This window comes from Thermoanaerobacterium aotearoense, from assembly GCF_009905255.1.
Lineage (GTDB): Bacteria > Bacillota > Thermoanaerobacteria > Thermoanaerobacterales > Thermoanaerobacteraceae > Thermoanaerobacterium > Thermoanaerobacterium aotearoense.
The window spans coordinates 438771-465093 of the sequence record NZ_CP047602.1 but is presented as its reverse complement, the minus strand read 5'-3'; the positions used below and the strand labels follow the sequence as shown (position 1 = coordinate 465093).

The window sequence follows — 26323 nt, the reverse complement described above, 5'->3', positions numbered from 1 at the left end:
TTCTTTTTTTTGCAGAATATATACATAGATATATTTCTATGATAAAATTATTTTGCTAATTAAAAAATTTTAAGGAGGCAAAACTGTGGAAAAAGAAAAGATTCTTAAAGTGCGTGACATCGTTCTTATGAATGTAGTGGCAATCATAGGTTTAAGATGGCTTCCACTTGCCGCAAAATACGGAGCATCTTCTGTAATGCTGTGGATCTTAGCTTCTATTTTGTTCTTCATACCTCAAGGACTTGCAGTAGCTGAGCTCTCTACAGGATGGCCTTATGAAGGCGGCTTGTATGTATGGTCAAAGGAAGCATTTGGCGACAAATACGGCTTTTTAACGTCATGGTCATATTGGCTTACAAATGTGGTGTACTACCCGTCTATGCTTATATACATTGCCAGTACTGCTGCTTATATGGTGAACCCTAAGCTTGCTGATAATGACCGATTTGTATCGATATTCATTTTTGTACTTTTTTGGATAATAACGCTTGTAAATGTCAATGGTCTTAGCTTAAGCAAATGGCTTTCAAATGCAGGCGGTCTCTTTGGAACAATAATACCAGGAATACTGCTTATCGGTTTTTCTATATACTGGGTTACTGGGCTTCATCAGAAAATTCAAGCCACATACACAGTTTCATCGCTTTTCCCTAATCTATCAAGTTTAAGCAATATCGTGTTCTTTTCATCCATGATATTTGCCTATGCGGGGCTTGAATTAGCACCGACACTGGCAGAAAGAACGCAAAATCCTGAGAGGACTTTCCCGAAAGCAATAGTTCTATCTGCTTTCATCATACCAGCGTTGTACATCCTTGGCACTATCTCCATAACTTTCATAGTTCCTCAAAAGGAAATAGGCTTGGCAACTGGGATAATGCAAGCAATACAAATTATTTTCAATAAGATGGGTTTAAAATATTTGATAGGCGTCGCTGCATTTTTGATATTCATCGGAGGCATTGGCGGTATAAATGCATGGATAATAGGCCCAATAAACATGATCTTCACAAGCTCAAAAGGCATCATGCCTAAATTCTTTACAAAATCCCATGATAAATATGGTACGCCTGTAAATGCCATGATTACACAGGCAGTCATCGTAAGCCTTCTTATACTCATGGCTTTCTCGACTCCTACTGTAGAGTCAGCGTATTGGCTTTTGTCAGCCATGACTTCGATACTATACTTCATACCATACCTTGTGATGTTTTCTGCGCTGATCGTCCTAAGGTATAAAAAACCTGATGTCAAAAGGCTTTATAAGGTTCCATTTGGAAATCTCGGAGCTTGGCTTGTAGGTGGAATAGGCTTCTTAGTAGTGTTGTTCTCAATAATCCTTTCTATCATTCCACCAGCAGGCATGAATTTAGGAAGCCTTCTCTGGTATGAAGTCAAATTAGTCGGAGGAACACTTCTTTTTTTGATAATAGGCTTCTTAATATACAGAAATTACGAAAAAAAACTTAAGTAAAAGGCATTACACAATGTGGAATGCCTTTTAGTATAAATATTCATATTTCCTTCACAAGGATATGGCCTAATATTTCTCCAGCCAAATCCATCTTATCAGCACAGTTATTTAAGTGCCTGTATATTTCTCTCATCTTCAAGATGTACTTTATATCATCGCTTTTTATAAGCTTGGCTAAATGCTTTCTGTAATATGACTCCATCTCATTTTCAAGTTTTTTGGCTTTTAATGCACAGTCCATCGCTACTTTCTTATCCTTATCAAGGTTATAAACGCTTCTTGCTATAAGCTCTGTACCCCTCAATATGACATCCACCATTTCCCTAAGCTCCTCTGTCGGAGCAAGCTCATATATCTCCATTTCTTTTACTGTCGTCTCACAATAATCCAGTATATTGTCAATGGCACTGGATAGCTCATATATATCTTCTCTTTCAATAGGTGTAATAAATGTGCTATCAAGCTCATCAATAAGCTCTTTTCTCTTATTGTCAGCCTCTTTTTCTATACTTATCACTTTTTCACCGTCGTCATCTTTGCCGGTTGTCATGTAGAGAGCCAATGCCTGAACACCTTTTAAAGCCAAGTTAGAGTGCTCCTGCAGCAATTTGTAAAAATCCACGCCTTTTGAAAATAGCCAATTAAACAATCCCATTCGTATCACACCTTCATATAGTTTTAGAAATCAAAAACAAAATCGAAGATATAGCAAAAGATGCAGGTATTGTAATAATCCAAGATGCAAACATACCTCTCGCAAACTGCCACCTTACAGCAGTAGGCCTTTCTTTTGCACCAACTCCAAGCACAGAAGAATTGATTATCTGCGTACCACTTGTGGGAAGTCCAAATACTGCAGCAGCTATAACTATAAACAGCGACGATACCTGCGCATTAAAAGAGTGAAAAGGCTTAACTCTGTATATCCTGGTTCCAACGCTTTTAATCATTCTAAGACCGCCAAAAAGAAGCCCAAAAGATATCATAAAAGCCGACAAAATCTTAATCGTATTATGAAATTCACTGCTTTTTGATAGACTGCTTCCTATCGTCAATATATATATAAGTCCCATTCCCTTTTGAGCATCATTAGCACCTTGACCAGCATTTAAAATAAAGAGAGTCAAATATTGAAGCTTTTTTAAGACAATATTGACTTTTACTCCAGCCCTCCTTAAAATACGGCTTGTCAAATACATCACCAGATACCCTATCAAAAAGCCAAAAACCGGAGATAAAAAAAGCGGAACTATGACTTTTAGCAATATTCCATAGATGTTAATAGAACCAATTCCATATTTAATTATAAAAGGCCCTATCATACCTCCCACTAATGCATGGGAGGAGCTGGAAGGCATACCTATATACCACGTGACAAGATTCCAAACAACAGCACCAAGCAAACCTGCAAATATCATCGTTTCAAGATCATTGCCAGCAATTGTAAGGTATTTAAGCTTAAGCACGTCTTTGCTTATGGTAGATGCGACTGTAGTACTTAAAGTAGCTGTGCCGATAAATTGAGCTAAAGATGCCGTTATAAAGGCGCTTCTTATGCCAATAGATCTTGACGAAATAATCGTAGCTATGAGATTCCCCTCATCATGGAATCCCGTAATAAAGATGTACACCAATATGAAAGCTATTAAAATATAGTGTAAATCCATTTTGACACCTCAATACATTTCCTATGGTACATTATATTATGTGCAAATGAATCAAAACGTTAATGTACCATAACCATAAATATTATTCCATAGACACTCTTATGCTAAACACTGCTTTTAGCTCATCACCAGGCTTTAAAACTTCAACATCTTCCTTTGTATTCATGGAGTCAGGCTTAGCCATCCAAGGCTCGACACATATAAATTCTTTATCGTGTAGTGCCCATACAACTACGTATTTAAAAGCTTCATCCCATTCAAGAATAATTTTCATACCTCTTTTCTTATCTAATATAAAGCACTCATTTGATTTAGGCTCAAAAATATGATTTACTTCCGTCTTTTTAAAGTCAATCTCTCCATCGAAAACAATCTGCTTTTTATCTATTGCATCATAGCATACATCTGAATCAACTGATATCAAGGCATCGCACTTATTTTCAATATAAAAATATGGGTGAAATCCAGAGTAAAACATCATATTTTTCTCTGACTTATTTACATATTGTTGCTCTAATATCAGCATTCCGTTTTTGAGAATATATGTAAAAATAAGTTCAAAATCAAAAGGGTATATTTTCCTCGTCTCGCTGCTGCTTGTAAACTTCAATGTTATTGATGCAGAATCATCAGCACTTGTCTTGACTACGTCCCATTTATGAAGCCTTGCAACACCATGCTGTTTCATGTTGTACTCTCTGCCATCTATCGTATATTTCTCATCTTTTAGATACCCGCAAATAGGAAAAAGTATCGGTATTCCTCCTCTTAAATTCTTCATCGTATCGTACAGCGTTTCTTTGTCAAGGTATAAAATCTCGTTTCCATTATATACAAATTTCGTTATAGCTCCTCCCCGCTCTGGCACAACTTCAAAGAAGGAATAATTTTCTAAATCACAAAGCCTGTATGTTTCAAATTTATCCATATATTTTTCCACTTTATACATTTCCAACACCTCTTTTATTATTTTGTCTAAAACCTATTATACTATAATCACCCTAAGCTTTTCTAATTTTTTCAATACATATATTAAATATAAAAGTTAAAAATAATTTTGAAAAAATACTTTTAGGAGTGTGATAGAGATGGCTGAGGAAAAAGGGCGTTACAAAAATCCTCCAAAGCCCGATGACCGTTCTGATAACGTGGGAAAATTGCAGGATATGATTCACGATACAATAGAAAATTACAGAGAAGCTGAAGATTACTTGAAATTGCATGCTGAAGAACTTTCTCCAGAAGAAATCGCAAGAATCAAAGAAAAAAATCGCCATAGACTTGAAAGCATCCATGGTATGAGAGATGAAATCGTAGACGAAGTAGAAGCCGGAAATGGCGTAGACAAAAAAGATTAAAAATAGGCAGTGTATAACTGCCTATTTTACGACTATATTCACAAGCCTGCCTTTTACAACAACGATTTTAACTATTTCTTTACCATCAATGTATTGTTTTATGCTTTCTGCTGAAAGCGCCGTATCCTGAATTTCTTTTTCGCTTGCATCTGGAGAAATTTCAAGTCTTCCTCTTACCTTCCCATTGACCTGCACAGCTATCTCAATGGCATCTTTCACTAACGCTTTTTCATCGTATTTTGGCCATTTTTGATTAAAAACAGAATAGCCGTATCCTATTTTCTCCCACATCTCTTCTGCAAAATGTGGCGCAAAAGGTGCCAAAAGCCTTATAAGATCTGCTACAGTTTCCTCGTACAATCTTGTGTTTTTGATTTCCACGTCAGCATCGTATTTATAAAGGGCATTTACAAGCTCCATTATCCTTGCTATAGCAGTATTAAACTGGAACTTTTCGGCATCTTCTGTTACGCTCTTTATCGTATAATTTCTCACATAGTTAAGTTCCTTCTCATCTTTTGAAATCTCATCTTTACTTTCTTTGCCTTTATCCTCTATGAATTTGTCTACAAGCCTTTCAATTCTCTGTATGAAGCGTGACATAGCTTTTATACCGTCATCATTCCACGGGCCCCCTTCAGTAAAGGCAAATCCAAACATCAAGTACATTCTAAATACGTCCGATCCATATTCATTAATGTATTCATCAGGTGATATTGTATTGCCTCTTGATTTGCTCATCTTGTTTCCATCAGGCCCTAAAATTATTCCCTGATGTATGAGAGATTTAAAAGGTTCATCGAAATCAAGATATCCTAAGTCTCTCAATGCCTTAGTGACGAATCTGGCGTACAAAAGATGCATACATGCATGCTCAGCACCGCCTATATATTTGTCAACCGGAAGCATCTTATCAATGAGCTCTTTGTTGAAAGGCTCTTTCTCGTTTTTGTTGTCAGGATACCTTAAGAAGTACCACGATGAATCGACGAATGTATCAAGTGTATCAGGGTCTCTCAATGCTTTGCCACCGCATTTAGGGCATGTAGTATTCATAAACTCCTCAGATTTTTTAAGGGGTGATTCCCCATCTGGAGAAAACTCCACATTGTAAGGTAATAACACCGGCAGATCTTCTTCGGGCACTGGTACCAAACCGCATTTCTCGCAATGTATTATTGGTATAGGCGCTCCCCAATATCTTTGCCTTGATACAAGCCAATCCCTTAACCTGTAGTTTACCTTAAGAGCTCCTTTGCCTTCTTTCTCAAGCGTCTTCACTATTTCTATCCTTGCATCTTCTGATTTGCTTCCTGTAAAGTCGCCACTGTCTACAAGAATACCGTATTCAACAAATGGCAGTGAGTCATCTACCCCATCATTCCCCTTGATGACTCTCTTTATTGGCAAGTCGTATTTCTTTGCAAATGCATAATCTCTCTCATCATGGGCAGGTACAGCCATTACACAGCCTGTCCCGTATGTGGCAAGAACGTAATCGGATATCCATATAGGCACTCTTTCGCCTGTGATAGGATGGATAGCATACGCTCCTGTAAATACACCTGTCTTCTCTTTTTCCGTCGAAAGCCTCTCTATCTCGCTTTGCTTTTTGGCGTATTCTTTATAATCCTCTACATTTCTCCTGTGTTCATCTGTCGTTATGAGATCTACTATTTCATTTTCTGGAGCCAAGACCACATATGTAACACCGTATAGCGTGTCAGCTCTTGTTGTAAAAACTTTAAACGATATGTCTTTTCCGTCGACTTTAAATTCTATCTCAGCACCGTCAGATTTTCCTATCCAGTTTCTCTGCATCATTTTCGTCTTTTCAGGCCAGTCCAGCTCATCAAGCTTATCTAAAAGTTCTTCTGCATATTCAGTTATTTTCAAAAACCACTGAGTCAAATCCTTTTTAGTCACTTCAGAACCGCATCTTTCACAAGTGCCTTCTACAACTTGCTCATTTGCAAGGACTGTCTTGCAGCTTGGACACCAATTGACAGGAGCCTTTTTCCTGTAAGCCAACCCTTTTTTATACAGTTGCAAGAAAACCCACTGTGTCCATTTGTAGTAATCTGGCAAACAGGTTATAACCTCATAATCCCAATCAAATGTGGCGCCCATCTCTCTTAACTGTCTTTCCATCGTCTTTATGTTTTGAAGCGTGGAATCCTGTGGATGTATGCCTGTCTTTATGGCGTAGTTTTCTGCCGGCAATCCAAACGCGTCAAAACCCATTGGATGAAAGACTTCATATCCTTGCATCCTTTTCATCCTTGCCCATGAATCAGCAGGCCCGTAGTTATACCAATGCCCTGCGTGAAGCTTAGCGCCTGACGGATATGAAAACATCTCAAGGCAGTACAATTTTTTGTCGATGTTATCCGGATTAAATTTGTATAGTTTTGTATCTTCCCACTTTTTTTGCCATTTTTTATCAATATCCCTTGAATAAGCCATCTTCTCACTCCTATTAATATTTTTTGCATAAAAAAGGCTTCACATCATAAAGAGACGAAAGCATCGCTTCCGTGGTACCACTCTTTTTGACGCAAGCCCACTTGTTCCATATAACGGTACAACCGTGCATACTTTTAATATGCATGCTCAATGGCGAGTTCAGCTAACACAATGCCTTTTCTCACCGTCACAAGGCTCTCTGAAAAAGTCTTAGCTTACTACTCCACATCATTGCATTAACAATATATATTTACCAATATTTTATTACAAATGCTCTTAAAATGCAACAAGATAGATTACCATTTGCGTCCTGGATCGTCTGCCATTGAATTAACTGTTGCATCAGGATACAGCACATTTACATGATCAACAAGATTCGTCGTATCTGATATGACAAATTCAAGCTTGTAGTCAGAATTCATCGTATATCCTAAAACAGTTTGATTTGGAGTGCCGCTTACAGTAGCTTTATACGGAGCTTTCCCCAATACATTTTCAATATCGCTTCTTGAAATAGCTTGTAATCTTGGATCAAATGATCTGGTTTCAAAAACCTGCATTCCTTTATTAAATCCAAATACAAGATCCTTTTTGGTAAAAGTTGTATAAGTTCCTTTTGCAGACGAAATGTACTCTTGCTTGTCAGGGTTTCCATACACCTTTTCTATGTCATCTATAGTAGTTTTGCCTGTGACAAAATCGCAGTTTATTACTTTACCTTCTTTTGCAAGGCTTACTATTTGATTTATCAGATCACCGTTGCGATTTTCCGAAACAGAATTCTCATCTTGTTTGCTGCCATTATCATTATTGCTGTCGTTGCTGCTATTTTCCACATCATTTGTATTATTATCAGAAGCAGAAATATCATTTGTTGCGGTTTTTTGGCTTTGCGATTGTTGATTTTCCCTTTGCTTTGTATTGAAATTGCTATAAAGCAGGTAGCCAGTAAAAACCGATGCGATAACAACAAGTGCTATCAATAAACTGTATTTTCTCATCATCAAGCCTCCAATTTTTTTATTTACTCCCCCACACAAATGATAACCTTGCCCAGTGCCTTTCGTCAATGACTCTAAGATAGATTTAATACATAATTAATATTTTTAATACTTTATTGATAATTGCTTAACAACATTACACTATAGTGTTAAAATATAGTTAAATAGATTGATATTGGAGGTGATATCATGGTAAACAGTACATCACCCAAAAAATTTGACGCAAAATTTATAACAAGAACCGCTATTTTACTGGCATTGACTATAATCATACAATTCATCAAGATGCCGCAGCTTGTAACAGGTTCAATCGTAAATGCGATGCTTATTGTATCGGCTTATTTCGTAGGAATCTGGTCTGGCATCACAATAGGGCTTTTGACGCCAATTATCGCGTTTTTAGTAGGACTTATGGGCTTTCCAATACTTATACCGTTTATAATGATTGGAAATGCACTGTACGTAGTGCTTTTCTCGGCTATTAAAAACAACATCATAGGCATGATAGTAGGTGCAGTTGTAAAATTTTTATGGCTTGCAGCTTCCGTAAAGTACATCCTCGTAATGTTTGGCATCAAAGTCCCGCAAAAAATTGCAGCAGCCTTTACATTCCCGCAGTTAGCTACTGCTATAATCGGTGGAATACTATCCATCTTTTTAATATTCATCCTGACAGGCTATTTCAATAAATCAAAGGAGTAGGTGGTATATCCCTACTCCTACTCAATTGCTTCAACGTTTTTTAAATTGCTAATTTTATTTGACACCCTTAAGATGTACTCTATCAAAAAGCTTTCTTCATATCTTAAAAGCTTCGAATCCACGTTTTCTATAGTATCTGTAAACCAATGATAATTTTTTATAGATCCGTCTTCATCCATGGATAAAAAGGCTATAGCGTCGAATCCACTTGCTAAAACAGGCAGTGCATCTGTAGGCAAAAGCAGGTTTCTCCTTCTCTGAACCGTATTTTTTGGATACTCTTTTGCCATAAGATCTGCAACGTCTAAAAGCATTTTGCCCGCTTTCCTGTATATTAACATGCCTTCTCCTTCAAGGTATGTCAACTTTCCTGCTCCAAGATTATCCAGTATTACAAACTGCGTATCACTATTTAAAAGCCTTCTATGCTTTTTTAAGAAATATTTCATTCCCCTTTCGCCAGTCTCTTCGCTGCCTGTAAAGAGGAAAACCAGTTGCACATCATCAGGAAATTTATCTTTGTTGTTTGCATAGTGATCTGCAATTGCTAATGCCAAAGATACGCCAGAACCATTGTCATTAGCGCCATTTGTGTACTTCCCGCCTAACTGGCATATAAGCAAAAATACAATCATTGCAAAAGTTATAAGTATGCCTAATCCCAATAAAGCATTTGATACAAAAGAAATGTTCATCACTTTAAGTGCGATACCCAATGGTATAAGGGCAAATCCAACATACCCAACATTGAAAATCATTTTTAATCTACCAACAATCTTTGGGCTGAACATCAAACTACCCTTTTGCGTATCGATGTGGGCAGATATGACTATTTTCCTTTTGCCATCTTTTTCGAATCTTGTGAATACGTTTTTAGATCTGTGCTTAGGCATTATGCTTGTTTCAAAAGACCTGCCGCTTAACTCTAAAACCAGCAAAAGTACTGCAATAATGGAAATTAAAAGCTCCACAACATTTAAAAATTTATCGTATACGAGCGACGCGGCTCCCATGAGGAAAAGAAGGATACCAAATTGAAGAGGCAAAATGTAAAGATTGTCTCGGGTCGTTTTAAATTCCTGTACACCCACATCATAGCCTAAACTTTTAAGCTTTTCTGCGATGTAATCTGCTGCCTTTCTTTCATTTTTTGTGGCTGAACCACGGTGTTCAAACCTTGAAAGCTCTTTTAAGTAATCCATACTTTTCATAATATTCGCCCCCTAACTATATATTTCTACAGACATCTCAATATTCCTTCAATAATTTTTTCCTATGAGATGATACATTATTCACAATAGCAAGATTAGTTAAGCTCACAAAGGAAGCGAAGCAAAAAACCACCCGCTATGCGGATGGTTTTTGTTAGTGCCCAAGTATAGAATTTATTATATTTCCAATGCCTTTTTGATTCGTAGTAGAATTTCCTTGTCCACTGCTATTAGTATTAGTGCTATTTGTGCCGCTGCTGCTTTGCCCGCCATTGCTGGATGTGCTGCTTTGTCCGGTGCTTTCAGTGTTTGTATTTCCCGGTTCCGTTCCATTTGTAGGAGCAGTAGTATCACCACCATTTGTCGGTGAGTTTCCATTTTGTGAGCCATTGTCGTTCTGATTATTTCCCGGCAATACATCGCTTCCACTGTCTGACTGTGTAGGCAACACGTATTTGCCATCAGCAGCGTACGCATTTTGCTCCGGCGTCCTGCCTGGCGGATTGATAAACACTTCTTGTTTCACCAAGAAAGGCGGCGTCCAGGAAGATGCCAGTTTTCCTGTCAATGTGTCTATCTGGGCTGACACGTGAACAGTGCAGTACTCTGTAGGCTGTGTGCCTGCAGCAAACATCTCAGTATACGTCCTGTCCCCTCTCGGATCTTGTCTGCACAAATCGGTCGGCAATTCTCCGGAATCTTTGCAGACCGTCTCATATACTATTCCAGATGGTTTATCTGTAAAATGTGTTGGTGGAAGATTTTGATGTATTTGTGCCATGACAGTCCTCCACATCTGAGCTGGGAAAGTACCACCTACCTGCGACACACCGTAATTTTTCACAGGGTTATTTGATGATGGATAGCCCATCCACACAGTGCCAACGTAGTAAGGCGTAAAACCTGAGAACCAAATGTTGCCTGAATTCTCAGATGTTCCTGTCTTATCTGCTACATCCATATTAGAAAGCTTTGCGGCAGTACCTGTTCCATGATCTACAACGTCCATCATCATGCTTCTCAATATATAAGCATTTTGCTCACTTAGCACCACATGCTCTTCCGGTTTATTGTCTACCAACACTTTTCCTGTTGAATCTGTAATCTTTGTAAAAGTAATCGGACTTATATACATGCCTTTATTGGCTATTGCCCCGTAAGCAGCCGCTTCTTGTATAGGCGTGATACCTTGGCTTAAACCGCCTAACGCCAACGCTGGAAGGTACATATCATTTTTAGTGATGTCAAGGCCAAATTTTTTCCCGTAACTTGCAGAGACATTTATGCCTATCTTGTTGACAACCTGAACAGCAGGCACATTCAGCGAATCTGTAATTGCTTCCCTTAAAGTCACTAACCCATGGTAATAATTGCTTTCATAGTTGTGAGGTGTATAAGGCTTTGCACCGGGAAGCGTAAATGTTGTAGGAACGTCATCTACAACTGTAGCAGCGGTAAGACCGCTTTGCAATGCAGGCCCATATACAGTCAAAGGCTTTATCGACGAGCCTGGCTGCCTCTTTGAGTCGGCAAAGCTTATACCTCTTGTGACATATTTAAAGTCATTTGTATTTCTACCGCCTACAATGCCCTTGATTTCTCCGGTCTTCCAATCTATAACTACCATAGCGCCCTGTACAGCCTCTTTTGTAGTCGGATCTACAGGGAAAAGCTTCGGATTTTTAAACGCATTTTCCATTATTGTCTGTATATTTGGATCCATTGTAGAATATATCCTAAGTCCGCCATTATATATCTCGTTTAATGCTTCAGATTTAGTTATACCAAGCTTTTTGACAAGAGCATCTGTAGCATCATTTATGACTTGATCTATGAAATAACCGTGACTGTAGGTAGACAAATTAAGGTTTTTAAAGACAAAATGCAGCTTTTCATTTATGGCAGCATTGTACTGTTCTTGAGTGATGAAGCCTTGTTTCAGCATTTCACTCAAAACAAGGTGCTGTCTCTCCGTCGCTTGCTGTATATTGGAATCAGGCGAGTACATAGAAGGATTGTTGGTAATGCCAGCAATCATAGCACATTCTGCAAGATCCAACTGGCTTACATCCTTGCCAAAATACTGAAGGGCTGCTGCTTGAACACCATACGCATTTATATGTGGGCCACCTAAATAAATGGTGTTAAGATACGCTTCAAGTATCTGCTTTTTCGTGTACTTCTGTTCTAATTGCCATGCTAATACAGCCTCTTGAATCTTTCTCGTCAATGTCTTTTCATCCGTAAGCATAGTATTTTTGACAAGCTGCTGCGTTATGGTGCTGGCACCTTCCACAGGTTTGCCACCAGCCTTTATGTCAACCAAAAGTGCACCAATTATCCTCTTTGGATCAATGCCTAAATTATTCTTGTAAAACCTCTGATCTTCTATGGCCACAACGGCATTTTGCAGGTTTTCAGGAATCTTATCTATAGAAACCCAAAGTCTGTTATCAGAACCATGTAAAATTGCAGCTTGGCTCCAGCTTCCATCGCTGTTTTTAACATATACTATTGACGATTGTTTCATCTTTGTCAAGGCATCCTGCGACAGTGGAGGCGTGTTTTTTATTATAGCTAAAACTTTACCGCCAACAGCGCCAACGCCTGCCAACAGCAATATAATGACACCCCACAGCACAACATTGAAGACTTTCTTAAAGGCGCTTTGTTTGCTTTTTTTCTTTTTATTTCTATCACTACGCCTAAGTTGTGTATTATTCTCCATAACATATCCCCTCAAAAAAATTTTAATACTAATATTATACCATATCATATTATATCATATTTTATTTTCAGACAAATGTCGAAATTATTAAAAAATAATTAAAAACCCATAGCTGACATAAGGCATTATCACACATACGTCAATATTTCCTTTAAAACATCCTGCAACGGCACTTGAACATCGTATAGTTTAGCTTCAAAAACAGCCTTTGGCATTCCATAAACAACACATGTATTTTCAGATTCAATAATAACATGGCCCCCATTCTCTTTTACTGATTTGCATCCGACAACTCCATCATTGCCCATACCAGTAAGTATGGCAACTAATAAATGGTCTTTATATATCGGTGCTGCAGAATTTAACGTAACATCAATTGATGGTTTATATAAATTGTTATCATTTGAACTGTCTGTGATTTTGAAAGAAACTCTATTATCACTTCTTAAATGCAAAGTAGTTTGAAATCCCGATGGAGCTATATAAATGTTGCCACTTTGCAAAACTTCATCATCCTCTGCTTCTTTTACATGAAGTTGGCAGAATGTATCAAATCTTTCAGCTAAAGACTTAGTAAAACCTGGCGGCATATGTTGGAGGACAAGTACGGGAACGGATAAATCTGCTGGGAAATTGGGCAGTATAGATTGTAAAGCGGCTGGTCCTCCTGTAGATGTGCCTATAATAATTATATTTGTCTTTGCATTTGGTTTATCATTGTTAAGAACTCTCTTATTAACCATTTCATCCATGTTGATTTTTAAACATTGCTTTTGCACTTTCTTGCTTTCTACAATATTTATCAATTTATTTATAAAATAATCGATAACCTTATCATCAACATCTTGCTTGATTAACTCGCTTTTTAGAAAAAAATCTTCTGCGCCTGCCTCCAACGCTTCTATAGTGGGTTTAGCACCTTCCTCCGTATAATTGCTCAGCATCACAATAGGTATATCATGCAATTCTTTAATCTTTTTAAGAGCCATAATGCCGTTCATATTAGGCATTTCAATATCCATAGTTACTACATCAGGATTAAGATTTTGAACTTTTTCTATCGCTTCATATCCATCTCTGGCGATTCCTACAACATAAAGTTTAGGATTCTTTTCTATGATTTTAGTAATACACTTTCTCATAAAAGACGAATCATCCACAACTAAAACACCAAACTTTTCCATCATGTCATCCCTTTCTTCTATAATAGAAAACGGAAGGCTTGTGGATTACTTCAAATCCACTATGCACACCAGTTATTGACTCAGCATGGCCAAGCAACAAATAACCGCCTGGATTTAAAATTCTATAAAAATCATTAATTATTTTCCGAATTGCAAGTTCATCAAAATATATCAACACATTCCTACAAAATATAATATCACATTTCCCTATTTTCATTTCAAGCTCGTTATCCAAGAGATTTATTCTTTTGAATTCCACCATCTTGATAATTTCATCTCTAACCTTATAATATTCTCCATGATCTATAAAAAATTTATCGTATATATCTTTAGGAGTTCTCCTAAAAGATAATGAATTTTTCTTATAAAGACCTTTTTGGGCTTTCTCTAATACTTTTTTATTAATGTCTGTTGCTATAATTTGAACTTCGCGGCCATTAAACAAACCACTATCTTCAATTAACATGCCGATTGTATACGGCTCCTCACCCGTCGAACAAGCAGCAGACCATATACGCACATTATTACCTGCAGAATTAATATATTCAGGCAAAATTGAATTTTTAAATTCTTCTAGCAAATTTTCTTCTCTAAAAAAGTACGTTTCATTAACAGTTATTAATTCTATTAAAACATCCAATTCTTCTGGTTCCATTTTTATATATCCGAAATATTCCCAAATAGATAATCCTAATTCTTTAATCCTTGCTTCAATTTTCATCTTAAGATTGTTTAAATTATTTTTATAATCAATTCCGCAAAAATCGTATATATAATTTGCTAAATCCTCTAAATAATTCTTTCCATTTGCTATCATATTTTGCCATCCCCTAAACAAAAATTGTACTACTGAAGAATGGAACTTCTTCAGTAGTACATAGTATATTATTATATTTCAAACTCTCTTAACATATTTTTTATTTGTTCCACATTGCTAAGAAGTTCCTCAGTAGTATCAATGGATTTTTCAATATCTTTGCCATTTAAGCTTAATAAACTGCTAAATTCCTTTACAAGCATCATAACTCGTTTAAATTCCGAAATTTGTTTTTTAATTAACTCTCCAATTTGTTTTGCATGTTTATCTACAACATTTGAATTATTTATTTCTTCTCCGATATTTACATTTATTTCTTTTACGGCTGTCGTTATTCGCTTCGCTTGTTCTCTCGCATTATTTACTCCTTGTACTATCTCTTCCACTCCTTTTGCTTGCTCTTTTGTCGCTTGGCTTACCTGTGCTGCTTGATTTGTTATATTTTCTACCGCTTCTACTATGTTCTGCCCTTGATTTCTCTGCTCTTTCGCTGCTGCCGCTATTTGCCTCACTTGTTCTCTGGCGTTATTTACTCCTTGTACTATCTCTTCCACTCCTTTTGCTTGCTCTTTTGTCGCTTGACTTACCTGTGCTGCTTGATTTGTTATATTTTCTACCGCTTCTACTATGTTCTGCCCTTGATTTCTCTGCTCTTTCGCTGCCGCCGCTATTTGCCTCACTTGTTCTCTGGCGTTATTTACTCCTTGTACTATCTCTTCCACTCCTTTTGCTTGCTCTTTTGTCGCTTGACTTACCTGTGCTGCTTGGTTTGTTATATTTTCTACTGCTTCTACTATGTTCTGCCCTTGATTTCTCTGCTCTTTCGCTGCCGCCGCTATTTGCCTCACTTGTTCTCTGGCGTTATTTACTCCTTGTACTATCTCTTCCACTCCTTTTGCTTGCTCTTTTGTCGCTTGACTTACCTGTGCTGCTTGATTTGTTATATTTTCTACCGCTTCTACTATGTTTTGCCCTTGATTTCTCTGCTCCTCGGCGGCTAATGTAACTTCGTTAATCTCATTATTTATTTTTTCTATGCCCTCAACAATTCTTTCTATCGCTATTCTCATATCATTGCTTAATTCAGTCCCACGCTTAGCTTTATCTTGTCCTACCTCAATTGCTTTTACTGCTTGTTCTGTTTCTTTTTGCACACTCTTTATAAGTGCGGCTATTTCTTTTGTAGCTGTAGCTGTTCTTTCGGCAAGCTTTCTAACTTCATCTGCTACTACTGCGAATCCTTTCCCATGTTCGCCAGCTCTTGCAGCTTCTATCGCTGCATTAAGGGCTAACAAATTAGTCTGTTCTGCAATATCATCAATAACTTCCGTAATACTTCCTATCTTCTCAGAGCTTTCCCCTAAATTATTTATTACGTTTCCTGTTAGATAAATTGCATCAGTAATATCTTTAATAGAAGACAATGTTTCTTCTACTGATTTTCTGCCATTTTGTGCTTCACTTTTTAGCGAATCGCTGAATCTTTTAATATTTTCAGTGCTGTTAGCTACTTGATTTATTGAGGCTACCATTTCCTCTATCGCTGCTGATGTTTCTTCTGCCGACGCCGACAAGCTTTCTGCATTACCTGCTACTCCTTTTATCGATTTGCTTATCTGCTCTATCGACGCCGATATCTGTTCTACTGAACTTGCTGTACTTTCGCTGTTTCCCGCTACTTGATTTATTGACGCTACCATTTCCTCTATCGTCGCTGATGTTTCTTCTGCTGACGCTGACAAGCTTTCTGCATTGCCTGCTACTCCTTTTATCGATTTGCTTATCTGTTCTATCGACGCCGATATCTGTTCTACTGAGCTTGCTGTGCTTTCGCTGTTTCCTGCTACTTGATTTATTGACGCTACCATTTCCTCTATCGCTGCTGATGTTTCTTCTGCCGACGCCGACAAGCTTTCTGCATTGCCTGCTACTCCTTTTATCGATTTGCTTATCTGTTCTATCGACGCCGATATCTGTTCTACTGAGCTTGCTGTGCTTTCGCTGTTTCCTGCTACTTGATTTATTGACGCTACCATTTCCTCTATCGCTGCTGATGTTTCTTCTGCCGACGCCGACAAGCTTTCTGCATTGCCTGCTACTCCTTTTATCGATTTGCTTATCTGTTCTATCGACGCCGATATCTGTTCCACTGAGCTTGCTGTGCTTTCGCTGTTTCCTGCTACTTGATCAGTGATACCGTATAATTTTTCTAAAGAATTATTAGCTTTATCTACAAACTTCGCTAATTCATCTAAACTTTTCTCTATATCATTGATCAGTACCATTAATTCTTCAGCACTTATTTCAGTTGATTCTATTGTCGTTGACTGTTCTTTTAGTCCATTAAGTGCCCTATTGGTTATATCCAGAAATTTCCTCAGTTTATTATCAATATTATCTGCGGCATAAATCGCTCTCCTTAAATTTTCATGATATGTCGTACCTTTTATCAATTTTTTTGCAATATTCTCCTTAAAACTCATTATTATACCTCCTCAAATTTTATTTAATGTCTTATGCAAATTCCTTATCATAGCTTTTTTTGAACGCAGTTGTTTTCACAATTCCAGCAACATCTAAAATACATGCTACATTTCCATCACCTAAAATAGTTGCTCCAGAGAAAATATCGAGTTTTCCTATATACGAACCAAAATTTTTAACTACAATTTCTTGATTGCCAATAAGTTCATCAACAACCAGTCCAAATCTCTTTTCAGCAATGCCTAATATTACAATGACAATATTTTTATTTCTTATATTTCTACGTACTTTAAAATAATCATGCAGCCAAATTAGTGAAATTGTTCTTTCTCTAATAATCACAACATCTTGATTTTTAATTTTTTTTATTTCTTTCTCATTTAACCGTACAATTTCTATAACATTACTCACTGGAATAGCATATATTTCATTGTTTATTCGTATCAAAAGTCCATTTAAAATAGCCAACGTCAAAGGAAGTTTTATTATAAATTTCGTACCTTCCCATTCTTTTGTTTCAACTTCTATAACTCCATTAAGCTTATTAATATTGTTGCGAACAATATCCATCCCTACTCCACGTCCAGAAATATCACTAATACTTTGAGAAGTAGAAAATCCTGGCTTGAAAATTAGCTCTAAAACTTCTTTATCATTTAATAAGTCTGACTCCTGACGTGAAATTATTCCTTTTTTTAATGCAACTTCTTTAACTTTATTCAAATTAATTCCACGCCCATCATCTTGTACTACAAGAATAAACTGATTTTCTTGATGATACGCATTAACTCTTATAGTACCCTTAGGATTTTTACCCGCTTTTAAACGTTCATCAGGTGCTTCTATCCCGTGGTCAGCAGCATTTCTGATCAAATGAACTAATGGATCTGCTAAATCTTCAATTATGGTTTTATCTAATTCTGTATCTTCGCCTTCTATAACTAACTCAATTTCTTTATGCAGAGAATCTGCTAAATCTCTTACTAAGCGTGGTATCCTGCTAAATAATTGTTTGATCGGCAACATACGAACTTTTAATACCAATTCTTGAAGCTCATTTGTTATCCTTGATATTTGATTCGAAATTTCCTCTAAATCTTCAAAAGAATTGTCTGAACTATACCTCTCATGCAATAAACTAACAATTTGACTAATTCTTGATTTTTCAATCACAAGTTCCCCAACCATCTCCATCATTTTTTCTAATCTGCCTATATCAACTCTAACTGTTTGATTTGTCTTATTCCTTATCTCATTTGTATTTTGTTTTTCATAACCACTATCTTTTGTCACATTACACCCATTGTCTGATTGGCTCTGTATTAAACTTAAATCAAATAAATCTGCATTAAAACTTTCAATCTCCAACATTCTATCTAATACTTTAACTTTTAGCTGTTCTTTATCAAATTCAGTAATTAACAAATACGAAATGCTTTCTACATCAATATTGTCATTCATGTCTGTCATATCTGGTTCACTTTTAATAACGGTACCCAATTGATTTAAAAAATTTAAAATTAAAAAAGCACGGACAGCTTTCATAACACAATCTTTTTTTATTTTCACTTCACATACAAATACATTTAAACCAGATGCTACAGCTTGTTGTATTTGAATTTGTTGTTCTAAATCAAGTTTGAACTCTTTATTTATTTCTGCACCTACAGTTTTTTTCAACAACTGATCACCTGATATATATTTGTGCAGTTCCGATAATGTTAAAGTTATATCCGTTTTTATGTTATTACCTTTTGAAGAAAATTCCTCTTTAAGAGTTTTCAACTCATCTAAACATCTAAAAAGGACATCTATCAATGGTTTTGTCACTTTGATTTTACCAGTTCGTATCCTATCTAATACGTCTTCCATTTTATGGGTCAAGGTTTTCATTTTTTCAAATCCAACTGCCGCGGACGATCCTTTCAGTGTGTGTGCTATTCTAAATAAAGCTCTTATTATCTCATCATTTGGATCACGTTCCAAATTCAAAATATTTTTTTCGAAAAGTTCCAGTTGCTCATCAACTTCGTCAAGAAAAGCTCTGATAAATTCCGGACTATCATACAATTTACACACCCCCTTATCTGTCAATATTCTGCATTTAACAATTTATCAACTTTCATTATCGCAATAACTTCACCATCCTGTGTAATACCCAACCCTTCAAAATAATTTCCATCTATTTCATCTACTGTTTCTGGAGTCGGTTGAATATCAGAAAACTTTGCGACCTGAATTACTCTATCAACGATTGTACCAATTAATTCATCATTAAATCTTAATATTACAATACGTGTTGATTTAGTATCAGAATAATTTTCAAGTCCCAATATCCTATGTATATTAATGACTGGTACAATTTTTCCGCGCAAATTTATAATACCTTCTAAATATGATTTGCTGTTATATAGATAAGTAATTTTTTTTAATCTTATAATTTCATACACTTCATTTATTTTTATTGCATATTTTTCTCCACACAATTCATATACAACATATTGATAATCTAACAATTCATTCAAACCAAATTCCCTCCAAAAAAATATTTAAACAAAGTTTACAAAGCAAATCATACAAAACTTTTAATGTCCCTATGCATTTTGTTCACTTAGCCTTTTTTCAACATATTTTCTGTCATGCAGTCCCATTACTGAATCATAAATGCCCATTTCATACTTTCAACTCCATCTTAAACAATATTTAAAATTTCGTTAAACTTTACAATGATATTCATATAATTTTGATGCACCACCTTCTCTTTAATTACAACTGATTTACAAATAAAAAATAGGATAACCACACGGTTGCCCCATTCCAACTAGTAAGCTGGCAACCCGGCTGTCTTGGCAAAATCCGCGTCCTTATCTTTCGATAAGTTTGCTCTTTTCAATAAATCAAATGACTTAAAATTCTCCATCATTTTGTTACATTTAATAAGTTCATAATATACTTGATACATTAGCATTTAAAATGATTAATTTAATATTTTTTAGATATATCTATATCTTTTTTACATGTTTCATTTGATTTGAATTTTTCGATATAACTTAATAATTTAGGAGTTACTGGATTTATTATTTACCTCCTACGGCATTAAGTAAAATAATCATTTAAAAATCTATTAAAGAGAAAAAAACCGAAAAAGAAAAAAAAATCAAAATTAATGAATCATTAAAAAAGGAAATTGATAAATATATAAAATTAAGATGTCTAAAATATGATGATTATTTATTTCCAAGCAATAAAGGCGGACATATAGGAAGAATCCAAAGTTACAGAATCTTGAAAGAAGCCGCTGAAACTGTTGGTGTCGAGAATTTTGGTACTCATAGTTTGAGAAAAACTTGGGGATATTGGAGTTACAAGACATCACGTTATAATATAGGCTTAATAATGGATACTTTTAATCATAGTTCTCAGAAAATCACTTTAAGATATATTGGCGTAAATCAAGAGCAAAAAGATGAATTATATACTTTGGTTCAGTTTTAAGCAAAAAGTAAAAATTTTGTAATAAAATCTTTAAAATTTTTCTATATTATGCAGGATTTTAGATTTTTTTGTCGAATAAGAGAATATGTTGTAATAAGTAACAAAATGATTATATTGTTACATGACACACATACCAAATTTATATTATTTTGGATATTCATGTAATATCATAAATAGTTAATTCCCTTGTGTCTTTGCAGTTCTTTCTGTATGAAACATTCAATTTAGTATGTTAATGTATATCTCATCTTTGACAAATTATTGGATAATTTTAAATGTTTTCTTTACTATGGCAAAAATTTTAAAACCCATGGACTTATATCCATGGGTTCTTCCTAAAATTCCTTCATAAACACCTTTATCCTTTTTACTGCCTCTTTTAGATTTTCCATCGATGTAGCATAAGACATTCTTATGTATCCTTCGCCATGCTCGCCAAAAGCACTTCCTGGCACTGCAGCGACTTTCGCTTCATATAAAAGCTTCTTGGCGAATTCCAACGACGTAAGTCCAGTCTCTTTAATCGATGGAAATATGTAAAACGCACCTTTAGGCTCAAAACACTTAAATCCCATATCAATCAAGCTTGCGTACAAAAATTTCCTTCTTTCATCGTATTTTTCTCGCATGAATTTCACATCACCATCGCCGTTTCTTAAAGCCTCCAAACCTGCGTATTGCGATTGTGTTGATGCTGATGTGACATCATACTGATGTATCTTTGTCATGTGCTTTACAAAATACTCCGGCGCCGCTATGTAGCCAAGCCTCCATCCTGTCATGGCATAAGACTTGGAAAAGCCATTTATCAAAACAGTCCTTTCCCACATTCCAGGCAGCGATGCAATGCTTACATGTTTGAAACCATCATATACCAGTTCAGAGTATATCTCATCCGTCACAACCAGCAAATCATGCTTTAATACTACCTCAGCCAATTTCACCATTTCCTCATAAGGCATGACTGCACCTGTCGGATTATTGGGGTATGGCAAAATCAAAACCTTTGATCTCTCCGTCACATATTTCTCTAATACATCTGCTTTTAAGACAAAGTTATCTTTCTCATATGTAGGAACAAAAACAGATTTGCCACCAGCCAATTTTGTGCATGGATCGTAAGCCACAAATGACGGCTCAGGTATTAAAACTTCGTCTCCTTCATCTAAAAGCGTATTAAGTGCTATGTAAATAGCCTCTGTAGCACCAATTGTGACAAGTATCTCTCCATCAGGCTTATACTCTACATCGCAACTTCTTTTGAGATATTTTGATATCTCTTGCCGTAACTCTATAAGTCCGGCATTTACCGTATATCCAGTTTTTCCTTCTAATAATGAGGCATACGCCGCATCTATTATGTGCCTTGGAGTGACAAAATCCGGTTCTCCAATGGTCAGCGATATGGCGCCAGGCACTTCTTTTGCCATATTAAAAAAATACCTTATTGTAGATATCTCTATAGATTTTGCACGCCTTGAAACTCTATCTTCGAAATCCACTACACTCCCCCACTTTCAATAAAGACTCTTGATTCAATTATAACACAATTTCATCAATTTAAAGCATCACAATTTCTGCAAAATAAAAAAGCGGGATAAACCCGCCAGGCACCTTTATAGGCACCCTTATTAGCCAACAGCTTGAGAACGACGTGTAAGAATGTCAAATACGACAGCTAAAACAAGTATTATACCTTGTATTACGTATTGAATAGAACTTCCAAGTCCCATTAAGTCCATACCATTAGTTAGTGATACCATAACTAAAGCACCAATTAATGAGCCTGTAACTTTACCAACACCGCCGTTTGCAGAGCATCCGCCGATAAATGCACCGGCAATTGCCAAAAGCTCAAAACCTGTGCCTGCTGTTGGTGAAGCACTTTGCATTCTTGATGCAAAAAGTATTCCTGAAAGTGCAGTCAAAGTTTCCATAATAACAAATGTATAAATTAAAACATTTGCCACATTGATACCAGAAAGTTCAGCTGCTTCAGGGTTACCACCAACAGCATAAATATGGCGTCCAAAAGCTGTTTTATTTAATATCACCGTAAATATAGAAACAACTACAAAAACAATAACAAATGTCCAAGAAATACCATTATTCATTGCTAAAATAAGTATTAATGCTGCAATCAACGCAACAACAAATGCGATTTTAGCAATAAAGAAAGGCATAGGTAGAACTTCAAAATTGTATTTTTTCTTTGTATTCCGAGCCTTAAACTGAAAATAAATAAACAACACTATACCAATTAGACCAATCACAAGAGTTGACACTGCAAATCCGCCAATTTTCCCAAAACTTGGTATAAAACCATTGCCTATTTCATTGAAGAATTTATCAGTAATGTTGATTGTACCGCCTGCCTGAGTAGCGAATAGCAATAATCCATGGAAAGATATCATACCCGCAAGAGTTACAACAAATGCAGGTATACCAACCTTTGCAATCAGTACACCAAAGAATAAACCAATAACCGCACCTAAAGCTAGTACAATAAGTATTGCGAGAATAGCTGGAACATGATAATTCATCATCAATATTGCAGCTATAGCTCCTAAAAAGCCTGAAAGGAAACCGACTGACAAGTCAATTTGCCTAACAATAATTACAAGCGTCATGCCAGTAGCTAATACTGCTATATAACCTGTTTGATTTATCAAACTTGATATATTATATGGAGAAATAAACGTACCATTAGTTAAAATAGTAAATAAAACGAAAATCACAGCTAATGCAATAAACATACCATAATCACGTATGTTCTTTCTGAGAATTACACCTAGTTCTTTCATAATATCCCTCCTCAAAATATCAGGCCGTAGCCATTTCCATGATTTTTTCCTCTGTTGCATCCTTAGCGTCTATAACACCGGTCATAGTACCATTAGACATAACATATATCCTGTCGCTCATACCCAATATTTCAGGTAACTCAGAGGAAATCATTATGATGCTCATACCCCTCTTAACAAGTTCATTCATAATTGTATATATTTCGAACTTAGCTCCAACATCAATTCCTCGAGTTGGTTCATCCAAAATCAGCAAGTCTGGCAAAGTAAAAAGTCCTTTCGCTACAGAAACCTTTTGCTGATTTCCACCAGACAAAGTCCCAACAACTTGCTCGATAGAACGCGCTTTAATATTTAGCTCATTAAAGAACTTATTGGCAGCATTTACTTCTTCATGTTGATCAATAAAAAGCCCTTTCAGTAATTGCTTGAGATTGGAAAGAGGTATATTAAATTTTATATCTTGAATCAATACAAGTCCATTTCCTTTTCTATCCTCTGTAACATATACAATTTTCTCTTTAATAGCTTTCTCAGGAGAGCTTAAATGCTTTTTGACTCCATTAACATATAATTCGCCTTTTATAATATAATGTTTTGTATTGCCAAAAATACTTAGAGCCATTTCGGTACGCCCTGCGCCCATAAGCCCTGCAATTCCAACAATTTCACCTTTGTGGACTTTAAAATTAATATTATGGAGAATTTCACGTCCTTTGCTTGGGTCAAAAGCTGTCCAGTTTTTCAATTCAAAACATACATCTCCATATTTAACGCCTTCCCTCTTTGGATAAATATCTTCTATCTCTCTGCCAACCATATACTTAATTATTTCTTTTTCCTCAACTTTGCGCTTAGTAGCATCAATTGACGTAATTGTCTTTCCATCTCTTAAAACCGTGATTGTATCAGCAATAGAGATAACTTCTTTTAATTTATGCGAGATCATTATACAGGTTATGCCTTGTTTCTTTAATTCTCTTAAAATTTGCAGCAAATTCTCGCAATCAACTTCACTGAGTGCTGCTGTAGGTTCGTCTAAAATCAAAAGTTTAACATCTTTACTTAAGGCTTTACCTATTTCAACAAGCTGCTGGACTCCAACTCCAACATCCTTAACTTTAGTTTCAGGATTAATATTTACGCGAATTCTTTTAAGCACTTCTTTGGCTTTAATAATCGTTTCATTCCAATCTATAAACGGGCCTTTTTTGATTTCGTGTCCCAAAAATATGTTTTCATAAATTGTAAGTTCCGGTATTAAAGCAAGCTCCTGATGTATTATGGCAATTCCTGCTCTTTCACTATCCTCAATGCTTCTAAAATGTTGTTCAGTAGAATTTAAAATAATTCTTCCAGTAAATGTACCTGATGGGTAAACACCTGAGAGAATCTTCATCAACGTTGATTTCCCTGCACCATTTTCACCAACCAAACAATGAATTTCTCCTCGCTTAACCTTAAAGTTTACGCCATCAAGTGCTTTAACACCAGGAAATGTTTTCCCGATATTATCCATTTCAAGAATATATTCAGCGTCTTTCAAGAGTTTGCACCTCCTAAATTAAAGTCGAAGGGTATGATAAGCAAAAGTTTATCCTACCCTTCTAAAATTGTACAGCGTAATAATTAACAGTCGATTATTGTACTGGACTAACTTTACCGTTATCCACTTTATACAATCCTGAAGAATTAATAATGCTTTCAGCGTTATCCTTTGTAACGATAGTCAAAGGAGCTTTTGTTGCAGGAACATCTGCACTGCCATTGTTGTAAGTTGTTACGATACATGATGGCTTTGCGTTATTGTTGATAGAATCAACTATATCTTTAACGTCAGCAACAAGTTTTGCATCTGATTTCCAAATTGTCATGCTCTGTTTGCCATCCAAAATGTACTGCAACGAAGCCTGTGTAAAGTCCTGACCTGTTGAGTAAATCTGAGTAACATCTTTGTCTGCTCTGAATGTATCTGTTATAGCACGTGATGTATCATCATTTGGAGCAAGAACATAAACAACGCCCTTCTGATCTGCCTTTGCTTTTGCCAAGTTAGCTTGTGCTAATGTCTTAGCAGTTGCTGGATCCCAGTTTGTTGTAATCTGACCTATAATTTGAGCTAATTGACTGTGGGAAAGTGTTGCTGTGTTCTTTAATGAATCAGCAATACTTGAATTTTCTATTACAAATGTACCATCAGCAATCTTTGGTTGAAGAACACTCCAAGCACCTTGGAAGAACAAGAATGCATTGTTGTCTGAAGGAGCACCTGCATATAAATACAAGTGATTACCTGTACCTTTAGCATTGTCAACCAAATATTGAGCTTGAGCTGCACCAACAGCTACGCTGTCAAATGTTACATAGTAGTCAACATTTGGTGTATTCATTATAAGTCTGTCATAAGAAATAACTTTGATACCTTTACTATGAGCCTCGTTTACTTCAGCCGCTGCTGCAGTTGCATCCTGCGGAACGATAACAAGAACCTTTACACCTTTAGATATGAGACTTTCAACGTTTGTCTTTTCAGTAGCGGTATCTCCGTTACTATAAAGAATCGTCGCGCCTGGCAATGCTTGTTCAAATTGCTTCTGTGCCATTGGCCATCTTGATTCAGCTTTTGTTGGAAGCACTATGCCAACATTTGAATACTTACCTGCACTATTTGAGCTTGTATTGCTTGAACTCGTATTACTTGAGCTTGTATTGTTTGAGCTTGTGCTGCTTGAATTTGTGCTGTTGCCACAACCTGCAAATGCAAAAGTTGCGAAAATCATCAAAGCAACTACAAGCCATAACCTAAATGTTTTCATAAATACTATCTCCTTTCTGTTGTTTATATTTTCGCTTATATATATTCTACAAACATCTTTATTTCGCCTCTAAACCATTTTTTGTTTTCGTTCATTTTTTTGCTTTAAATAATTTT

At 36.0% G+C, this 26323-nt stretch carries 20 protein-coding genes and 1 other annotated feature; of the genes, 4 read left to right on the top strand and 16 right to left on the bottom strand.

Features of this window, described 5'->3' with window-relative positions; translation table 11 throughout:
• Positions 1-85: 85 nt before the first annotated feature.
• Positions 86-1474: an APC family permease gene (locus GSH73_RS02155; RefSeq protein WP_014757077.1), complete on the top strand. Its 1389-nt coding sequence runs from the start codon at positions 86-88 to the stop codon at positions 1472-1474.
• 40 nt (positions 1475-1514) lie between these two features.
• On the opposite strand, the gene GSH73_RS02150 is transcribed toward GSH73_RS02155, so the two are convergent.
• The 3 genes from GSH73_RS02150 to GSH73_RS02140 form a co-directional block, all read right to left on the bottom strand.
• Positions 1515-2129, bottom strand: a complete 615-nt coding sequence (locus GSH73_RS02150; protein ID WP_014757078.1) for a DUF47 domain-containing protein — start codon at positions 2127-2129, stop codon at positions 1515-1517.
• Between the two features lie 13 nt (positions 2130-2142).
• Positions 2143-3141, bottom strand: a complete 999-nt coding sequence (locus GSH73_RS02145; protein ID WP_014757079.1) for an inorganic phosphate transporter — start codon at positions 3139-3141, stop codon at positions 2143-2145.
• Between the two features lie 82 nt (positions 3142-3223).
• Positions 3224-4090, bottom strand: a complete 867-nt coding sequence (locus GSH73_RS02140; RefSeq protein WP_014757080.1) for an aldose epimerase family protein — start codon at positions 4088-4090, stop codon at positions 3224-3226.
• A gap of 139 nt (positions 4091-4229) precedes the next feature.
• On the opposite strand from GSH73_RS02140, the gene tlp reads away from it, so the two are divergent.
• Positions 4230-4499, top strand: a complete 270-nt coding sequence (tlp, locus tag GSH73_RS02135) for a small acid-soluble spore protein Tlp (RefSeq protein ID WP_014757081.1) — start codon at positions 4230-4232, stop codon at positions 4497-4499.
• A gap of 21 nt (positions 4500-4520) precedes the next feature.
• Here tlp and leuS read toward each other — a convergent pair whose 3' ends face one another.
• Both leuS and GSH73_RS02125 read right to left on the bottom strand, forming a co-directional pair.
• On the bottom strand, positions 4521-6965 hold the full coding sequence (leuS, locus tag GSH73_RS02130) for a leucine--tRNA ligase (RefSeq protein WP_014757082.1): 2445 nt from the start codon (positions 6963-6965) through the stop codon (positions 4521-4523).
• Positions 6966-7012: 47 nt separating this feature from the next.
• Positions 7013-7206 (bottom strand) — a binding site (T-box leader).
• A gap of 55 nt (positions 7207-7261) precedes the next feature.
• Positions 7262-7966, bottom strand: coding sequence for a YjgB family protein (locus GSH73_RS02125; protein ID WP_014757083.1), 705 nt, complete (start codon positions 7964-7966; stop codon positions 7262-7264).
• Positions 7967-8155: 189 nt separating this feature from the next.
• Here GSH73_RS02125 and GSH73_RS02120 point away from each other — a divergent pair, with 189 nt between their 5' ends.
• On the top strand, positions 8156-8668 hold the full coding sequence (locus tag GSH73_RS02120) for an ECF transporter S component (RefSeq protein WP_014757084.1): 513 nt from the start codon (positions 8156-8158) through the stop codon (positions 8666-8668).
• 17 nt (positions 8669-8685) lie between these two features.
• Here the strand turns inward: GSH73_RS02120 and GSH73_RS02115 are convergent, their stop codons facing one another.
• The 7 genes from GSH73_RS02115 to GSH73_RS02085 form a co-directional block, all read right to left on the bottom strand.
• The gene (locus GSH73_RS02115; protein ID WP_014757085.1) at positions 8686-9879 is read right to left on the bottom strand and encodes a M28 family peptidase; all 1194 of its coding nucleotides are present in this window, start codon (positions 9877-9879) and stop codon (positions 8686-8688) included.
• Between the two features lie 154 nt (positions 9880-10033).
• Positions 10034-12607, bottom strand: coding sequence for a transglycosylase domain-containing protein (locus tag GSH73_RS02110; RefSeq protein ID WP_038068366.1), 2574 nt, complete (start codon positions 12605-12607; stop codon positions 10034-10036).
• 128 nt (positions 12608-12735) lie between these two features.
• Entirely contained in the window at positions 12736-13791 is a 1056-nt protein-coding gene (locus tag GSH73_RS02105; RefSeq protein ID WP_014757087.1) for a protein-glutamate methylesterase/protein-glutamine glutaminase, read from the bottom strand.
• A gap of 4 nt (positions 13792-13795) precedes the next feature.
• Positions 13796-14608, bottom strand: coding sequence for a CheR family methyltransferase (locus tag GSH73_RS02100; RefSeq protein ID WP_014757088.1), 813 nt, complete (start codon positions 14606-14608; stop codon positions 13796-13798).
• Between the two features lie 71 nt (positions 14609-14679).
• A complete protein-coding gene (locus tag GSH73_RS02095; protein WP_014757089.1) occupies positions 14680-17091 on the bottom strand; it encodes a methyl-accepting chemotaxis protein in 2412 nt (803 codons plus the stop codon).
• Between the two features lie 31 nt (positions 17092-17122).
• The gene (locus GSH73_RS02090; RefSeq protein WP_038068409.1) at positions 17123-19171 is read right to left on the bottom strand and encodes a chemotaxis protein CheA; all 2049 of its coding nucleotides are present in this window, start codon (positions 19169-19171) and stop codon (positions 17123-17125) included.
• 11 nt (positions 19172-19182) lie between these two features.
• Complete coding sequence (locus GSH73_RS02085) at positions 19183-19617, bottom strand: chemotaxis protein CheW (RefSeq protein ID WP_014757091.1); 435 nt, start codon at positions 19615-19617, stop codon at positions 19183-19185.
• A 598-nt stretch (positions 19618-20215) separates the two neighbouring features.
• Between GSH73_RS02085 and GSH73_RS02080 the strand changes: the two genes are divergently transcribed.
• Positions 20216-20587, top strand: coding sequence for a tyrosine-type recombinase/integrase (locus tag GSH73_RS02080; RefSeq protein ID WP_269089280.1), 372 nt, complete (start codon positions 20216-20218; stop codon positions 20585-20587).
• Positions 20588-20922: 335 nt separating this feature from the next.
• Here GSH73_RS02080 and GSH73_RS02075 read toward each other — a convergent pair whose 3' ends face one another.
• The 4 genes from GSH73_RS02075 to GSH73_RS02060 form a co-directional block, all read right to left on the bottom strand.
• The gene (locus GSH73_RS02075) at positions 20923-22089 is read right to left on the bottom strand and encodes a pyridoxal phosphate-dependent aminotransferase (protein WP_014757093.1); all 1167 of its coding nucleotides are present in this window, start codon (positions 22087-22089) and stop codon (positions 20923-20925) included.
• 129 nt (positions 22090-22218) lie between these two features.
• Complete coding sequence (locus GSH73_RS02070; protein ID WP_014757094.1) at positions 22219-23391, bottom strand: sugar ABC transporter permease; 1173 nt, start codon at positions 23389-23391, stop codon at positions 22219-22221.
• Positions 23392-23410: 19 nt separating this feature from the next.
• A complete protein-coding gene (locus tag GSH73_RS02065) occupies positions 23411-24910 on the bottom strand; it encodes a sugar ABC transporter ATP-binding protein (protein WP_038068431.1) in 1500 nt (499 codons plus the stop codon).
• Between the two features lie 121 nt (positions 24911-25031).
• Positions 25032-26207: a sugar ABC transporter substrate-binding protein gene (locus tag GSH73_RS02060; protein WP_014757096.1), complete on the bottom strand. Its 1176-nt coding sequence runs from the start codon at positions 26205-26207 to the stop codon at positions 25032-25034.
• Positions 26208-26323: the final 116 nt, after the last annotated feature.

Excerpts from the sequence above, each read along its gene's own strand:
- GSH73_RS02150 (WP_014757078.1), bottom strand. The coding sequence starts at position 2,129 with ATGGGATTGTTTAATTGGCTATTTTCAAAAGGCGTGGATTTTTACAAA.
- GSH73_RS02145 (WP_014757079.1), bottom strand. The coding sequence starts at position 3,141 with ATGGATTTACACTATATTTTAATAGCTTTCATATTGGTGTACATCTTT.
- GSH73_RS02140 (WP_014757080.1), bottom strand. The coding sequence starts at position 4,090 with ATGTATAAAGTGGAAAAATATATGGATAAATTTGAAACATACAGGCTT.
- tlp (WP_014757081.1), top strand. The coding sequence starts at position 4,230 with ATGGCTGAGGAAAAAGGGCGTTACAAAAATCCTCCAAAGCCCGATGAC.
- leuS (WP_014757082.1), bottom strand. The coding sequence starts at position 6,965 with ATGGCTTATTCAAGGGATATTGATAAAAAATGGCAAAAAAAGTGGGAA.
- GSH73_RS02125 (WP_014757083.1), bottom strand. The coding sequence starts at position 7,966 with ATGAGAAAATACAGTTTATTGATAGCACTTGTTGTTATCGCATCGGTT.
- GSH73_RS02120 (WP_014757084.1), top strand. The coding sequence starts at position 8,156 with ATGGTAAACAGTACATCACCCAAAAAATTTGACGCAAAATTTATAACA.
- GSH73_RS02115 (WP_014757085.1), bottom strand. The coding sequence starts at position 9,879 with ATGAAAAGTATGGATTACTTAAAAGAGCTTTCAAGGTTTGAACACCGT.
- GSH73_RS02110 (WP_038068366.1), bottom strand. The coding sequence starts at position 12,607 with ATGGAGAATAATACACAACTTAGGCGTAGTGATAGAAATAAAAAGAAA.
- GSH73_RS02105 (WP_014757087.1), bottom strand. The coding sequence starts at position 13,791 with ATGGAAAAGTTTGGTGTTTTAGTTGTGGATGATTCGTCTTTTATGAGA.
- GSH73_RS02100 (WP_014757088.1), bottom strand. The coding sequence starts at position 14,608 with ATGATAGCAAATGGAAAGAATTATTTAGAGGATTTAGCAAATTATATA.
- GSH73_RS02095 (WP_014757089.1), bottom strand. The coding sequence starts at position 17,091 with ATGAGTTTTAAGGAGAATATTGCAAAAAAATTGATAAAAGGTACGACA.
- GSH73_RS02070 (WP_014757094.1), bottom strand. The coding sequence starts at position 23,391 with ATGAAAGAACTAGGTGTAATTCTCAGAAAGAACATACGTGATTATGGT.
- GSH73_RS02065 (WP_038068431.1), bottom strand. The coding sequence starts at position 24,910 with ATGGATAATATCGGGAAAACATTTCCTGGTGTTAAAGCACTTGATGGC.
- GSH73_RS02060 (WP_014757096.1), bottom strand. The coding sequence starts at position 26,207 with ATGAAAACATTTAGGTTATGGCTTGTAGTTGCTTTGATGATTTTCGCA.